17 protein-coding genes are annotated in these 12,679 nt (G+C 65.3%); 10 read left to right on the top strand and 7 right to left on the bottom strand.

Features of this window, described 5'->3' with window-relative positions:
- Positions 1–187 precede the first annotated feature (187 nt).
- Positions 188–580: a response regulator gene (locus tag GOC52_RS10530; protein ID WP_019337688.1), complete on the bottom strand. Its 393-nt coding sequence runs from the start codon at positions 578–580 to the stop codon at positions 188–190.
- Positions 581–783: 203 nt separating this feature from the next.
- Here GOC52_RS10530 and GOC52_RS10525 point away from each other — a divergent pair, with 203 nt between their 5' ends.
- From GOC52_RS10525 to GOC52_RS10515, 3 genes are all read left to right on the top strand, one after another.
- Positions 784–1,128 (top strand): hypothetical protein, encoded by a 345-nt coding sequence (locus GOC52_RS10525; protein ID WP_224329364.1) that lies wholly within the window; start codon positions 784–786, stop codon positions 1,126–1,128.
- 157 nt (positions 1,129–1,285) lie between these two features.
- Positions 1,286–1,807 carry a ferritin-like domain-containing protein gene (locus GOC52_RS10520; RefSeq protein WP_049481217.1) on the top strand — a complete coding sequence of 174 codons (522 nt, stop codon included), beginning with the start codon at positions 1,286–1,288 and terminating at the stop codon, positions 1,805–1,807.
- Positions 1,808–1,845: 38 nt separating this feature from the next.
- Positions 1,846–2,754: a manganese catalase family protein gene (locus tag GOC52_RS10515; protein WP_019337685.1), complete on the top strand. Its 909-nt coding sequence runs from the start codon at positions 1,846–1,848 to the stop codon at positions 2,752–2,754.
- Positions 2,755–2,873: 119 nt separating this feature from the next.
- Here GOC52_RS10515 and GOC52_RS10510 read toward each other — a convergent pair whose 3' ends face one another.
- Positions 2,874–3,182: a KGG domain-containing protein gene (locus GOC52_RS10510; RefSeq protein ID WP_049481218.1), complete on the bottom strand. Its 309-nt coding sequence runs from the start codon at positions 3,180–3,182 to the stop codon at positions 2,874–2,876.
- A 299-nt stretch (positions 3,183–3,481) separates the two neighbouring features.
- On the opposite strand from GOC52_RS10510, the gene GOC52_RS10505 reads away from it, so the two are divergent.
- The 3 genes from GOC52_RS10505 to GOC52_RS10495 are packed head-to-tail and all read left to right on the top strand — an operon-like array spanning position 3,482 to position 5,440.
- On the top strand, positions 3,482–3,949 hold the full coding sequence (locus GOC52_RS10505; protein WP_043395806.1) for a BLUF domain-containing protein: 468 nt from the start codon (positions 3,482–3,484) through the stop codon (positions 3,947–3,949).
- Complete coding sequence (locus GOC52_RS10500; RefSeq protein ID WP_049409769.1) at positions 3,946–4,713, top strand: DUF72 domain-containing protein; 768 nt, start codon at positions 3,946–3,948, stop codon at positions 4,711–4,713. The genes GOC52_RS10505 and GOC52_RS10500 overlap by 4 nt, the downstream gene beginning before the upstream one ends.
- The gene (locus GOC52_RS10495; protein ID WP_049481219.1) at positions 4,706–5,440 is read left to right on the top strand and encodes a DNA-formamidopyrimidine glycosylase family protein; all 735 of its coding nucleotides are present in this window, start codon (positions 4,706–4,708) and stop codon (positions 5,438–5,440) included. Before GOC52_RS10500 ends, GOC52_RS10495 begins: the two co-directional genes overlap by 8 nt.
- Positions 5,441–5,479: 39 nt before the next feature.
- Here the strand turns inward: GOC52_RS10495 and GOC52_RS10490 are convergent, their stop codons facing one another.
- Entirely contained in the window at positions 5,480–5,977 is a 498-nt protein-coding gene (locus tag GOC52_RS10490; RefSeq protein ID WP_019659711.1) for a YciE/YciF ferroxidase family protein, read from the bottom strand.
- Positions 5,978–6,225: 248 nt separating this feature from the next.
- Between GOC52_RS10490 and GOC52_RS10485 the strand changes: the two genes are divergently transcribed.
- Entirely contained in the window at positions 6,226–6,402 is a 177-nt protein-coding gene (locus tag GOC52_RS10485; protein ID WP_019336566.1) for a DUF3606 domain-containing protein, read from the top strand.
- A gap of 13 nt (positions 6,403–6,415) precedes the next feature.
- A complete protein-coding gene (gene ligD / locus GOC52_RS10480; RefSeq protein ID WP_191849321.1) occupies positions 6,416–8,965 on the top strand; it encodes a DNA ligase D in 2,550 nt (849 codons plus the stop codon).
- A gap of 7 nt (positions 8,966–8,972) precedes the next feature.
- On the opposite strand, the gene GOC52_RS10475 is transcribed toward ligD, so the two are convergent.
- On the bottom strand, positions 8,973–9,233 hold the full coding sequence (locus GOC52_RS10475) for a hypothetical protein (protein WP_227199396.1): 261 nt from the start codon (positions 9,231–9,233) through the stop codon (positions 8,973–8,975).
- 189 nt (positions 9,234–9,422) lie between these two features.
- Here GOC52_RS10475 and GOC52_RS10470 point away from each other — a divergent pair, with 189 nt between their 5' ends.
- A complete protein-coding gene (locus GOC52_RS10470) occupies positions 9,423–9,872 on the top strand; it encodes a BLUF domain-containing protein (RefSeq protein ID WP_126559510.1) in 450 nt (149 codons plus the stop codon).
- Positions 9,873–9,881: 9 nt separating this feature from the next.
- Here the strand turns inward: GOC52_RS10470 and GOC52_RS10465 are convergent, their stop codons facing one another.
- The gene (locus GOC52_RS10465; RefSeq protein WP_100445708.1) at positions 9,882–10,112 is read right to left on the bottom strand and encodes a hypothetical protein; all 231 of its coding nucleotides are present in this window, start codon (positions 10,110–10,112) and stop codon (positions 9,882–9,884) included.
- 224 nt (positions 10,113–10,336) lie between these two features.
- Between GOC52_RS10465 and GOC52_RS10460 the strand changes: the two genes are divergently transcribed.
- The gene (locus GOC52_RS10460; protein WP_191851373.1) at positions 10,337–11,830 is read left to right on the top strand and encodes an FAD-dependent oxidoreductase; all 1,494 of its coding nucleotides are present in this window, start codon (positions 10,337–10,339) and stop codon (positions 11,828–11,830) included.
- A 15-nt stretch (positions 11,831–11,845) separates the two neighbouring features.
- Here the strand turns inward: GOC52_RS10460 and GOC52_RS10455 are convergent, their stop codons facing one another.
- Both GOC52_RS10455 and GOC52_RS10450 read right to left on the bottom strand, forming a co-directional pair.
- Positions 11,846–12,268, bottom strand: a complete 423-nt coding sequence (locus GOC52_RS10455) for a low affinity iron permease family protein (protein WP_071305203.1) — start codon at positions 12,266–12,268, stop codon at positions 11,846–11,848.
- Entirely contained in the window at positions 12,265–12,519 is a 255-nt protein-coding gene (locus tag GOC52_RS10450) for a hypothetical protein (protein WP_099560609.1), read from the bottom strand. The genes GOC52_RS10455 and GOC52_RS10450 overlap by 4 nt, the downstream gene beginning before the upstream one ends.
- Positions 12,520–12,679: the final 160 nt, after the last annotated feature.

Genomic DNA, 12,679 nt, shown 5'->3' with positions numbered 1-12,679 from the left:
CCCGTGTTATGGGAGCGTGCAGTTTAGGAAAGCGTTGGGACAGGGCAGGCCACGAAGGCCCTCATCCCTGCCTACTCCGAGATCCGCAGCGTCGCGCACGGCAACTGGGATGGGCTCTCCCGTGGTGGCGCGCTGCGCCAGCTGAGCCTGGCGGTGGCCCCGCACCTGGGGTGACGGTTGTATGGAGTCAATGCGCGGGCGGCTGTGCGCAGGTATCGCCCAGCACGCGCCGGACCGTGTCCTGCAATTGACTCACATGGAACGGTTTGGCCACGAAGGCTGCGCGCCGGTGGCGCTGCGGCACCAGCTGGTCGTAGACCGCAGAGACAAACAGGTAGGGGATGCCGAGTTCTGCCAGGCGATCAGCGACGGGAAAGACCACACCGTCGCGAAGTTCGACATCGAGCACGGCGCCGTCGAACCGCTGGGTGTCCAGCAGCCCGAGAGCGTCGAACACGCTGTAGGCATGCGTCACCTGATCGCCGACGTCCTCAAGTGCGTGCTCCATGAGTGCGGCCAGGTCGAGTTGGTCTTCCACCAGCAGCAGGTTACATCTGCGCTGGCCGGTTGCGGATTGCATGCGTGCATGCCTGTGTTGTCCTGGGAACACCAGTTTCTGCTGTGCTGCATCAAGATCCTGCGTGTGCATTGTCAGTCCGGCGCGAAGCTCTGCGCGCGTGGCCAACCTCGTGGAGGAGGCGTGGAAGGCGTTATGGATTTCGTTGACGGCTTCTTGGCATGCGCTGTGGATACTGCCGCCGACCCCTTATCGGAGTTTCTGTCATGCCTCAATCCGGAACCGAAGCGGCCTCTCCTGGCGTGCTGCGTATCGAGTGCATGCCGCTCGACTGCGGCGGCGCTGCCATCGTCGTGGAACTGGACCGCACGCCTGAGCGGACCTGGATGAAGTCGCTGAAGCGAGCGCTGCTGGCCGACGACGCCCTGGACGGTGCACAGGCCAAGTTTGATGGGCGCTTTGTCTATGTCGTGGGCGTGGACGGCGGCGCGCATCGTGCTGAACATCGGGTCATGCAGGCCGTGATGGCGGCAGAGGGCGCGGGCGCCTCGAACGCCAGGCGCCAGCGCCCTGCAGTCAACGTAGGCGTATCCAGCGCTCTGGCGACCTGAGAGCGCCCCGGGTCCAGCCCGGGGCTGGGGATGTTATCGCCGCATCAGCGCTGCGTGCAGCGCCGAGCTTCGGCGGATCACAGCGGCCGACAAGGCGGTGATTGCCAGCGCTCCACCATGGTCTCCGGAGGCATGTTGCCCCGCACCGGAGATCGAGATGGCAGACCAGAACACCGCCCGAAGCGAGCGCCTGCTGAAGTGGCTGCAGGACGCCTACGCCATGGAACAGGAAGCGGAGACCATGATGAAGGCCATGGCTTCGCGGATCGAGAACTATCCCCAGCTCGCCGCACGCGTCGGCCAGCACGTCCAGGAGACGCAGGGGCAGGCAGCTTCCCTGCGCGAGTGCATTGAGGCGCTTGGGGGAAGCGTGCCGACCGCAAAGGGGCTGTTCGCGAGCATGACTGCCGCCCTCCACGCGGCGGGCACCAGTCTGATGGAGGACGAGGTGGTCAAGAGCGTAGGCCTCTCGTTCGGCTTCGAGAATACCGAGATCGCCACCTACCGGGCGCTGGTGATCGCTGCCGAGCGCGCCGGCGCGCCCGACATTGCGGCCGTGTGTGGCCAGATCCTGCAGGAAGAGGTTGCCATGGCGCGCTGGCTGGAGGACCACCAGGACGGCCTGGTCGGTGCATTCCTCAATCGCGACGAAACGCCGGGCGCCCAAGCCAAGCGCTGACCCCAACACCCGCCCACGCCCGCCATTGGAGAAACCCCATGTTCTTTCATCACAAGAAGCTGATGTATACCGTGCGCGTGCGCGAATCCAACCCGCAGCTCGCCAGTCTCATGCTTGAACAGTTCGGCGGCCCGCAGGGCGAGTTGGCCGCCGCGATGCGCTACTTCACCCAGGGACTTGGCGAATGCGACCCCGGGCGCAAGGACCTGTTGATGGACATCGCCACCGAGGAGATCAGCCATCTGGAGATCATCGGCACCATCATCGCCATGCTCAACCGCGGGCCCAAGGCGATCCAGTCCGAAGGGCTTGCCGAGGCCGAGGACATGCGCCTGCTGGGCCAGAACAGCACCAGCCACACCGAACAGATCCTGTACGGTGGCGGCCCCGCGCTGGTCAATTCCAGCGGGGTGCCGTGGACAGCCGCCTACATCGACTCGATCGGCGACCCCACCGCCGACCTGCGCTCGAACATCGCGGCCGAAGCGCGCGCCAAGCTGGTGTATGAGCGCTTGATCAACGTCACCGACGACCCCGGCATCAAGGATGCGCTGCGCTTCCTGATGACGCGCGAGATCGCGCACATGAAGTCATTCGAGAAGGCGCTGCACAGCATCCAGCCCAACTTCCCGCCGGGCAAGCTGCCGGGGGACCCTGCATTCACCGATCTGTACATGGACATGTCGCAGGGCGACGGCGCCGACGACCTGCAGGGCAGCTGGAACAGCGGCGAGCTCTGGGAGCGGGTCAGCGACCGCGAGGCACAGGCCGCTGTGGATGGTGGCGACGGCGGCGGCACGGTGGACCTGGACCCACGCGAACAAGCGGCAGTACAGGCCATGACCCTGCGCACGCTCTCCGACCCGGAAGCGCGGCCGACCACCGGGGCCGAGCTGGGGGCCGGCCCGGGCGCAGGCGCACTGGACCTGCCACCACGCGAGCCGTGAAAGAACCCGGTGCGCCCGTGCGGCGCCCCGGTTGCAACGCCCTTGGGCAGCGTGGGGCGTACGAAAGTGGGCGGACATCACGTCCGCCCACGAAGGGATGCATCGGGTTTCAGCGCCGATCAGCGCTGCTGGCCACCGCGGTTGTTGCCGCCGCGTTGCTGCTGTTGCTGCCCGTTTCCTTGGTTACCACCGCCACGGCTGTTCTGGCCGCCTTCGCGGCCGATGTCAGCCATGTGCTGGCGGTCCTGGCTCACCGCTTCGCCACCCTTGCGGCCGGCTTCGCGTGCTTCTTCCGAGCTGAATTCATGGGCGTTGCCTGACTCGTGCGCGGCACGTCCACCCTTGGCGGCGATCTCGCGCTGCTTGTCCTCGTCCATCGAAGCGAAACCGCGGTTGCTGGTGCCCTGGTTCTGGTTCTGGTTGGCCATGGAAAGTCTCCTTGGGTTCAGCCGCCTCATTGGCGGCAGCGACCATCTTCCAGATCCGGCGCTAGACGGCGGTGGCACGACTGCCAACGTCGCGTCATCCCGAAGGCGCTGATTCCTCATCCGGCCTCCACGAACATTCGTGCGTGCGCACAGTGGCAGGCACACGTTCAGCGGCCCAACCGCGCGTCAACGCGATGCGGAAGGTACACGCCACAGTTCGACGCAGCCTCCACACCGGTCTCACCGCGCGTACGATCGGTGTGGCTAAGGTAGAGCGGTCTGCAACAACCGGTGGTGCCATGCCCTTTAGAGCGATTGCCTATGTAAGTGAAGCCTCCCGCAACCTGACGGAACAGCGGCTGCAGGAACTTGTGGCAGAGGCGGTGCAGTTCAATGAGTCCGCCGATGTCACCGGCACATTGCTGTTCGACGGCTCGCGCTTCCTGCAGTATCTGGAGGGCCCGGAGGCCGGGATCAATGCGGCTTACGCGCGCATTCTCGCGGCCGGCAGCCACAGTGGGATCGTCGAACTGAACCGGGGCAGGGTGGGGCGCCGGCAGTTTCCGCACTGGCGGATGCGCAGCGTGCGGGTGGATGAGCTCGCGCTGGGGAAGATCGCCATATCCGACTGGACCGGCTTCGTGCGCAGCGCGTCGGCGCTGGAATCGGGCACCAGCGCCCTGGATCGACTACTGTCGGTTTCGCAATCGCAGACGGAAGCAGGCGCGGGCGGCATCATGGAACCAGACGGGCAGCTGGCACGATGATGTCGTCAGCCGCCCCGGTGGTGCCTGAGCTGCTACGCGTCGGCTGTGCGGGGTGGTCGCTGTCGCGGTCGGATCAGGAGGCGTTCGGCGCGGGCGACAGCGTACTGCAGCGCTATGCCACACGCCTGCCGATGGTGGAGGTCAATTCTTCCTTCTACCGACCGCACCAGCCCAGGACTTACGCGCGGTGGGCGGCGAGCGTTCCGGAGGGCTTCCGGTTCGCGGTGAAACTCCCGCGCGAGATCAGCCATGAGCGTCGGCTGCGTGATGCAATGCAACCGCTCGAGCGGTTCCTTGAAGGCGTGCTGGAACTGGGTGGAAAGCTCGGTCCGTTGCTGCTGCAGTTGCCGCCCAGCCTGGTGTACGACACGGTCACGGCCGAAGCCTTCCTGCGGGGCCTGCGCGCGCGCACGCAGGCCGAAGTAGCGTGCGAGCCGCGCCATCCGAGTTGGTTTACGGCGGACGTGGATGCGCTGCTGAGCGCGCATGGCGTTGCACGGGTTGCCGCAGATCCAGCACGTGTGCCGGCGGCAGCGATTCCCGGCGGTGATCGCACGTGGAGCTACTGGCGCTGGCACGGCCAGCCGCAGATCTATCGCAGTGCCTACGACGAGCCGACCCTTGCCCACCTTGCGCGGCAGCTGCTGGCCGAGGCCGACGCGCAACGACCCGCCTGGTTCGTACTGGACAATACCGCGCTGGGTCACGCCACCGGCAATGCCCTGCACCTGCAGGCGCTGCTGCAGGAGAACGAACATGCCTGAAGGCCCTTCGATCGTCCTGCTGCGCGAAGCAGCGAGCCATTTCAAGGGGCACGTGGTCCGCACCGTCTCCGGGAACAGCCGCATCGACCTGTCGCCGCTGCAGGGCCGAAGGGTCAAGGCGGTCCGCAGTTGGGGCAAGCACTTCCTGCTGGAATTCAGCCATCACACGCTGCGCATCCATCTGATGATGTTCGGCAGCTGGCGCATCGACGAGCGGAAGCCAGCCCCGGCGCGGGTATCGCTGGTGTTCGACAACGGTGAGCTGAACTTCTATGCGTGTTCCGTGCGCCTGATCGACCAGCCTCTGGACGACATCTACGATTGGCGGGCGGACGTGATGAACGATGCCTGGGATCCGAAGCTGGCCAGGCGCAAGCTGAAAACCATGCCGGACGTCCTTGCCTGCGATGCGCTTCTGGACCAGACGGTCTTCGCCGGCGTCGGCAACATCATCAAGAACGAGGTGCTGTTCCGGATAGGCGTGCATCCCGCCACCCGATTGGGCGACCTGCCGCCACGTAGGCTTACCGCGCTGATCGAGCAGGCCCGCGCCTACAGCTTCGATTTCCTGGAATGGAAGCGCTGCTTTGAGCTGAAGAAGCATTGGCAGGTGCACACGAAGAAGGTCTGTCCCGTGTGCGGTGGCCCGATCAGCAAGCTCTACATGGGGACCACGCGGCGGCGCACGTTCTTCTGCCCCAATGATCAAGTGCTGTACGGGCCCTGAGGCTGCCGTCCGTGGCAGCCGGGTTCCGGGGCGCGTCGATCAGGCGGCCTGCGCTGCCTTGGCGTTGCCGCCGCCCTTGGCCAGCAGGGTGAGCTTTTCGTCGGTGGCTTTCTCTTCCTCAAGCGTCTCAAGCAGCAACGGCAGGGCGTCCTTGTAGCCCAGTTGTTTGGCCAGCGCGGCGATGGTGCCGTAGGACGCAATCTCGTAATGCTCGACCTTCTGTGCGCCACCGATCAGGGCGGCATCGCGCACAGGGCCCTTGTCGATGCTGTCGATCACTTCCTTGCCTTCCTCCACCAGGCCCTCCATCGCCGCGCACTTGATGCGCTTCAGGCGAATGCCCAGGATCTCCACAACCTGGTCGATGCGCTCGATCTGGCCCTGGGTTTCTTCCAGGTGCGTTTCAAACGCCGTGGCCAGGTCCGGGTTCTCGGCCGCACGGGCCAGGCGCGGGAGGGCCTTGGTCAGCTGCTTCTCGGCGCTGTAGATGTCCGAGAGTTCGTGGATGAACAGGTCTTCCGCCGTCTTGATAGCCATACTGGGCTCCGCAGTGAGTGGAGCGATCAGCGTAGGGTCTGCCCGGTTGCGATCAGGCAGGTGCCAGGTGAAGGCGGCATGTGAAGGTCCACGCGAACCGTGCGCGTGCCCTTCACGATGCGGGATCCGCCACTGCGGGTTGGCGCCGGTGCCGCCAAGCCTTCGCCATGGCTTCACAATGGCATCGCCTGGTGCCCATGCACCGGCCGGTACGGTCACTTCACGCCCGATCACGCGTGGAGACTCCCATGAGCGACGACAAGAAGAACACCGGACGCCCGGACCGGGATCGCATCAACGTCAACGAAGATTACGAGCTGCAGTACTGGACCACGGCGCTGGGCGTGTCCGCCGAGGAACTTCGTGCCGCTGTGGCGGCGGTCGGCCCCACAGCCGTTGCTGTCCGCAAGCATCTGGGAAAATAGCGCGGAGTTGCCCATGTCCCTGGTCGAGTACCGCCGCAAGCGCAGTTTTGACAAGACCAAGGAGCCCGAGCCGGGCAAGGCGCTACCGAAAGGGCAACGCGCCATTTTCGTGGTGCAGCTGCACCACGCCAGCCGCAGGCACTACGACTTCCGCCTGCAGGTGGGTGACGCGCTGAAGAGCTGGGCCGTGCCCAAGGGGCCCAGTTACGACCCGAAGGTCAAGCGCATGGCGGTGGAGGTGGAAGATCATCCTGTCGACTATGCGACCTTCGAAGGCGAAATCCCCAAAGGCCAGTACGGCGGCGGCCATGTCGCCCAGTTCGACCACGGTGTGTGGGCTACGCAGGGCGACCCGGAAGCCCAGCTCGCCAAGGGCCATCTACGATTCGAGCTGTTCGGCGCCAAGCTCAAGGGTGGATGGCATCTGGTCCGTTCAGGCAAGCCAGCGCGCCAGCCACAGTGGCTGCTGTTCAAGGACGACGATGAATTTGCGAGCGACATCGAGGCAGACGATCTGCTGGCGGATGTTGCTGTAGCGCCCCCGGTGGACCTGAAGCGTGCCGGGGCCGGAAAGACCGCGAAGAAGAAACTCACGGTCGTACCCGCCACACGCGCCCGACGAAAGAACTGGGCGAAGAAGGCGCTGGCGCTCAGCAAGGCAAGAAAGGCCGCAGCGCCGTTCGGTCCATTCGAACCGCAGTTGGCCAAGCTGGGCGAAGCGCCGCCGCAGGGCGGGCAGTGGGTCCATGAGATCAAATGGGATGGGTACCGCATCCTTGCTACGGTGGCTGAGGGCAACGTGCAGCTGTGGTCGCGGAACGCATTGGAATGGACCGGCAAGCTCCCTGAAATACGTGACGCGATCACAGCACTGGGCCTCACCTCGGCGGCACTGGACGGTGAGCTCATCGCCGGCGCCGGCACCAGGGAAGACTTCAACCTGTTGCAGGCCACGCTCTCCGGCGAGCGGCAGGGCGTCCTGACGTATGCATTGTTCGATCTGCTGCACCTTGATGGCGTGGACGTCGCCGATGCGCCCTTGCTGGAACGCAAGGCCCTGCTGCAATCCGTGCTGGAGGGGCAGGGCAGGCCATTGGCGTTCAGTTCGCATGTACAGGGGGATGGCGACGAGGCCTATCGCCTGGCCGGTGAGCAGCACTTCGAAGGCATCATTTCCAAGCACGCCGAGCGCAGCTACCACAGTGGCCGCAGTGAGGATTGGCGCAAGACCAAACAGCTGGCCAGCGACGAGTTTGCGGTGGTCGGATACACCACGCCGAAAGGCAACCGCACCGGGTTCGGCTCGCTGCTGCTGGCGCGGCCAGACCCGAAACATGGCTGGCTCTACGTCGGCCGCGTCGGATCCGGGTTCTCGGACGAACTGATCGGCGAAGTCAGCAAGCGCATCGAAGGCGGCGGCAGCCGCAAGCCGACGGCGTACGTGCCCACCCAGGACACCGACCTGCGCGCCGCGACCTGGTTCCCACCGCGTTTCGTGGTGGAGGTCTTCTATCGCGGGATTGGCGGGCAGAAGCTGTTGCGCCAGGCGTCACTGAAGGCGGTAAGGGCGGACAAGGACATCGCCGATCTCGCAGATTCCGATCGCGCCGGGCCGGTCACGATCTCTGGTGGGAAGTCCGCAACGGCGCGTCCTGCGCGCGATGCGAAAACGTCACCCGCTACCGACCGCACACCGCCCGCGCTGTCGTCTCCCGGCAAGATCCTGTTTCCTGGCGATGGCTACACCAAGCAGGAGGTATGGGACTACTACGCGGCAGTGATGGAGCATCTCCTGCCCGAGGTGGTTGATCGTCCGCTGTCGATCATCCGATGTCCCAGTGGCACCGCAAAACCCTGCTTCTTCCAGAAACACCATACAGCCGGGCTGGAGTTGGTCGACGCAGTAAAGCTCAAGGAAGAAAGCGGTATAAACGCCCATTACCTGGTGGTGCGGGACGCAGCCAGCCTGCTTGAACTGGTGCAGTTCAACGCGTTGGAGTTCCACCCCTGGGGCAGCCACGCCGAAGCGCCCGACAAGGCCGACCGCGTGGTGTTCGACCTGGATCCAGGACCGGACGTACCCTTTGCCGAGGTCAAGAAAGCGGCAACCGACATCCGGAAACTGCTGGCGCAGCTGGAGCTGGAATCGTTCCTGCGTGTATCCGGTGGCAAGGGCCTGCACGTGGTCGTGCCACTCAATCCGGGATGCGACTGGGACCTGACCAGGCGCTTTGCGAAGGGTTTCGCCGATGCGCTGGCGCAATCCGAGCCCCAGCGATTCCTGGCGACGGCCACCAAAAGCCTCCGCAACAAGCGGATCTTCGTGGACTATCTGCGCAATGGGCGCGGTGCGACGGCGGTTGCGTCCTACTCGCTGCGGGCCAGGCCGGGGGCACCGGTAGCACTGCCGATCGCCTGGGGCGATCTGACGAAACTCAAGCGCGCAGACGCGTTCACGATCAAGGACGTGCCAGCAAAGCTGAAACGGCAGCGCAAAGACCCTTGGGCCGGTATCGGGAAAGTGAAACAGAATCTTGCGCGATGGGCGCAGGCAGACCCGTAGCCCGCGCCTACGCTTCGGGCGCCTGCACGCTACCGGGCAATACATGATCGCATTCGACCAGCCGCGCGTTGCTGACCGTCTGGCGCGACGGACAAGCACCGCACACCAGCGTCGTTCCACCGGGTACCGCCCCCAACGCGTCCCCCGACAACTGCGTAATCCCGCCGCAGGTGTTGCAGCGCACGCGAATGGACCTGACGCGCTCAATACCCTGCACGCCGGAAGCGGCGTCCAGCTCCAGAACATGGAAAAGGCCGGTATTGGGCATGGGGTGCTCCCGAGTCATCTGCCCCAAGCGTAAACGATCCATGGCATTGGGCGGGGAGGCGTCCTGCATGCCGTTTGTCGGCTGGGTCCCAACTGATTCACAAAATGCACAGGATGGGAACAACTGCGGGGCGCAGGTGGCCTATCCTAGCGGCACGGAATCTGGGGGGATTCACTACAGGAGCAGTCAATGCCGATCAGGGCAGTCGCATACGTCAGCGAAGCGGGCCCCGCCGTTGCGGGTGACTCGTTGGGCCTGCGCAGCGGGAAGCTGGACGATCTGGTCGATGATGCCGCCCGCTTCAACCGAAATGCCGGCGTTACCGGAGTTCTGCTGTTCGATGGCGCCCGCTTCCTGCAGTACATCGAGGGACCCGAGGACGGCTTGAGCGTGGCGTACTCGCGAGTGGTGGGTGCTTCCAGCCACGCAGGGCTCATCGAGTTGCAGCGGGGCAGGGTGGGCAACCGGCGACTCCCGTTCTGGCCGATGCGTTGGCTGCCGACGCAACCCGAGCAGTTGAAAATTCTTGCCTGCGCGGACTGGTCGGGGTTCGCCCAGCACAGCGGTGACGAAGCGCCAACCGAGACGGCGATGGATGTCCTGGCCAGGTTGGTGGAACCCTATGCCGTGGCGGCGTGATCCACCGGCCTAGCGACCTCCATGGCGCTCGGCCCACGGAATTTCGCCGCTGCACACATGGAGGTGCCCGGTGCGCATCACGCAATACAGCCGCGCCTCCGGCTCCGCGCTGGCAGCGATATAGTCCAATGCCTCGGCGAGCATGCGGATGAACTGCGGCTCGGGGTAGAACGCTGCCCAGGTCGGCAGCAATTCCTCCAGTTGCGCGATCATCAGATCGATTTCCAAGTGCGTGCTCACTGCCTGATCCTCCTTCCAGGCACGTTAGCGACCACGCTGCAAGCAAGGAGTTGCGGTTCGCAGAGGCGACACAGGCGTGTTGCCCACGCAACGCTCACCTGGCCTTGACCATGGCGTTGATCGTGGCAGCGCGTGAGCATCATCTGCACGACCACGCCACCGTCGTTTCACCCGGCAAGGCGTATCAGAGAGGCCTCCCAGCTGAAGCTGCAAGGATCTCTTTCATGTCCGAACCGTTCCCGCGCGCCAGCTTATGGTCAGCTGACACCGAGTCGCACAGCTTCCGCCCCCTTGCCGGCACGACGCGCGCGGACGTGCTGGTGGTGGGCGCCGGCATGACCGGCCTGCTGACAGCGGCCCGCCTGGCCGATAGCGGCCTGGATGTGCTGGTGGTTGATGCGGGGCCCATCGGCGGGCGCAATACGGTGATGTCCACCGGCAATCTTTACGCGCCCGTCTCCCGGCTGGCCGATCTGATCTCCCGTTGGGGCGGCGACACGGCCAGCCGTGTCGTGCAGTGGCGGCAGCAGGCGCTGCGGTCCATCGAAACACTGGTTCATCGCTACGATCTGCGCTGTGGCTTCCAACGCGTGGGCATGCAGTACGGTGTGCAGGATCGCACCCGCGAGGTCACCGCGCAGTTCGAGCGTGAGCTGCAGGCCTATCAGCGCGTCGGCCTGCAGTGCGAACACCGGCAGTCCGGGCTGCCGTTTGCATTGGGCCACGCCTTCCGCGTTCCCGATCAGGCGCAGTTGGATCCTGCGGCGTTCTGCAGGCAACTGGCACGTCATCTGGCAGGTCGCGTGCGCATCCACGACTGGACCCGGATCAACCGCATCGAGGCATCCGCCGGCGTTGCGACAGCCGATGGCGCCCGCATACAGGCCAGGCAGTTCGTGCTGGCTACGCATTCGCCCGCAGGCTTCAACCTGGTGCAGGCCGAGATGGAGGTGTACCGCGAGTACGGGGTGGCGGTGCCGGTTGCCAACCTACCTGCGGCAGGCATTCACTGGATCGCCGACCGGCACCGCTCATTGCGCGGGGTGCACGGCGCTGATGGCCGCGACTGGCTTGTGCTGGTTGGCGAAACACACCGCACCGGCGAAACGCCAGCGGAGGATCCGGCCCAGCATCTGCTAGCCGACGCGCGCCGCAACTTCAACGTGCAGGGCGAGCCGCTGTGCTGGTCGGCCCAGCAATTCCGGCCCGCCGACCAGCTGCCCTACATCGGCAGCAGCGCGCACGATAATGTGTGGGTCGCTACCGGCTATGGGCCGGACGGTTTGACCTGGGCAGGCGTGGCCGCGCGCGCGATCACCGAGGGAATCATGGGCACGGCCAGCGAGATCGAGCAGCTGCTCAGCCCCATGCGTTTCACGCCGGTGCGCTCGGCATCGGGCTGGGCCCGCACCAACGCCACGGTGGCGCGGCACATGGTGGGAGATCGCCTTGCCACGGCGCCGTCGCACTCACCCAGTGAGCTCGCCCGTGGTTGCGGCGCACTGCTGGACGTGGACGGAAAGCGCACCGCGGTCTACCGCGACGAGGGCGGGCGCCTGCACATGATGTCGGCGCTCTGCCCGCACCTGAAGTGCGTTGTCCAATGGAATGGCCATGAGCGCACCTGGGACTGCCCCTGCCACGGCAGCCGCTTTTCCGCCACCGGAGCGCTGCTGGAAGGCCCTGCCAGACAGGGCCTCACACCAGAACAGCTGTAGGCGCAGGCATCCACCTCAGGCTTCGGCGGCTGCATCCGCATCGCTGGGCATGCAGCGCTCCTTCTTGGACTTGATGTCTGCAGCGGTCTTCGCCAGTGCCTCGTAACGCTGGCGTATCTCTTCAAGATGGGCCGGCTCCATCGACTCCAGGTTCAACAACTCCTGGTTGGCGTCCTTGCTCACCCGGATCAGTTCATCCAGCTTGATGTGCAGCGCAGCGGTATCAGCGTTCTGCGTATGCTGGATCAGGAACACCATCAGGAAGGTCACGATGGTGGTTCCTGTATTCACCACCAGCTGCCACGTGTCATTGAAGTGGAAGGCCGGCCCGCTGGCAGCCCAGGTGATGATCACCCCCAGCGCTGCGACGAATGCCCCCAGGCTGCCGGACAATCGCGCCGTCGCCGCCGCGACACGGGCGAAACCGCGCCGGATCACTGGTCACCTCCCGCGGCCTCCTCATCCGTGTGGCGGTCCGGCAGCTTGACCCGCTTCCCGAGGCGCTTGGCCTGCTCGTCCGGCGTGGGCGCAGCGACGAAGGGGGAGATCGGGTCACTGGCGGGGAAGGTTTCCTGCAGCGCCTCGTCATGATTGCGGCGGTTGTGCAGCGTCGCCTGCAGCGGACTGACAGGATCGGGGCGCTGCGCCTCCGTGTCCGGATGTGGAAGGTCTTTCTGGTCGCGTTGCATGGTGCATCTCCAGGTTGATCACCACCTCGCAGGTGGCGGGCCCAGCATAGGAATGCACTGTGAGCGGCCTCATCAAGGGCGGGGCAACGTGGCGTCAATCCTTCAGGCAACGCGCGTTAACAATCAGCGCGGCGGCGCGGTCTGCGTCGGCCATGGCGTT

Origin of the sequence: Stenotrophomonas sp. SXG-1 (assembly GCF_014083965.1) — a bacterium.
Taxonomy (GTDB): domain Bacteria; phylum Pseudomonadota; class Gammaproteobacteria; order Xanthomonadales; family Xanthomonadaceae; genus Stenotrophomonas; species Stenotrophomonas geniculata.
The sequence above is the reverse complement of the archived record's forward strand: the minus strand, read 5'-3'. Positions and strand labels throughout refer to the sequence as shown.

Bases quoted from the DNA above. Each gene is read 5' to 3' on its own strand.
- GOC52_RS10530 (WP_019337688.1), bottom strand. From the start codon at position 580: ATGCAATCCGCAACCGGCCAGCGCAGATGTAACCTGCTGCTGGTGGAA.
- GOC52_RS10525 (WP_224329364.1), top strand. From the start codon at position 784: ATGCCTCAATCCGGAACCGAAGCGGCCTCTCCTGGCGTGCTGCGTATC.
- GOC52_RS10520 (WP_049481217.1), top strand. From the start codon at position 1,286: ATGGCAGACCAGAACACCGCCCGAAGCGAGCGCCTGCTGAAGTGGCTG.
- GOC52_RS10515 (WP_019337685.1), top strand. From the start codon at position 1,846: ATGTTCTTTCATCACAAGAAGCTGATGTATACCGTGCGCGTGCGCGAA.
- GOC52_RS10510 (WP_049481218.1), bottom strand. From the start codon at position 3,182: ATGGCCAACCAGAACCAGAACCAGGGCACCAGCAACCGCGGTTTCGCT.
- GOC52_RS10505 (WP_043395806.1), top strand. From the start codon at position 3,482: ATGCCCTTTAGAGCGATTGCCTATGTAAGTGAAGCCTCCCGCAACCTG.
- GOC52_RS10500 (WP_049409769.1), top strand. From the start codon at position 3,946: ATGATGTCGTCAGCCGCCCCGGTGGTGCCTGAGCTGCTACGCGTCGGC.
- GOC52_RS10495 (WP_049481219.1), top strand. From the start codon at position 4,706: ATGCCTGAAGGCCCTTCGATCGTCCTGCTGCGCGAAGCAGCGAGCCAT.
- GOC52_RS10490 (WP_019659711.1), bottom strand. From the start codon at position 5,977: ATGGCTATCAAGACGGCGGAAGACCTGTTCATCCACGAACTCTCGGAC.
- GOC52_RS10485 (WP_019336566.1), top strand. From the start codon at position 6,226: ATGAGCGACGACAAGAAGAACACCGGACGCCCGGACCGGGATCGCATC.
- ligD (WP_191849321.1), top strand. From the start codon at position 6,416: ATGTCCCTGGTCGAGTACCGCCGCAAGCGCAGTTTTGACAAGACCAAG.
- GOC52_RS10475 (WP_227199396.1), bottom strand. From the start codon at position 9,233: ATGCCCAATACCGGCCTTTTCCATGTTCTGGAGCTGGACGCCGCTTCC.
- GOC52_RS10470 (WP_126559510.1), top strand. From the start codon at position 9,423: ATGCCGATCAGGGCAGTCGCATACGTCAGCGAAGCGGGCCCCGCCGTT.
- GOC52_RS10460 (WP_191851373.1), top strand. From the start codon at position 10,337: ATGTCCGAACCGTTCCCGCGCGCCAGCTTATGGTCAGCTGACACCGAG.
- GOC52_RS10450 (WP_099560609.1), bottom strand. From the start codon at position 12,519: ATGCAACGCGACCAGAAAGACCTTCCACATCCGGACACGGAGGCGCAG.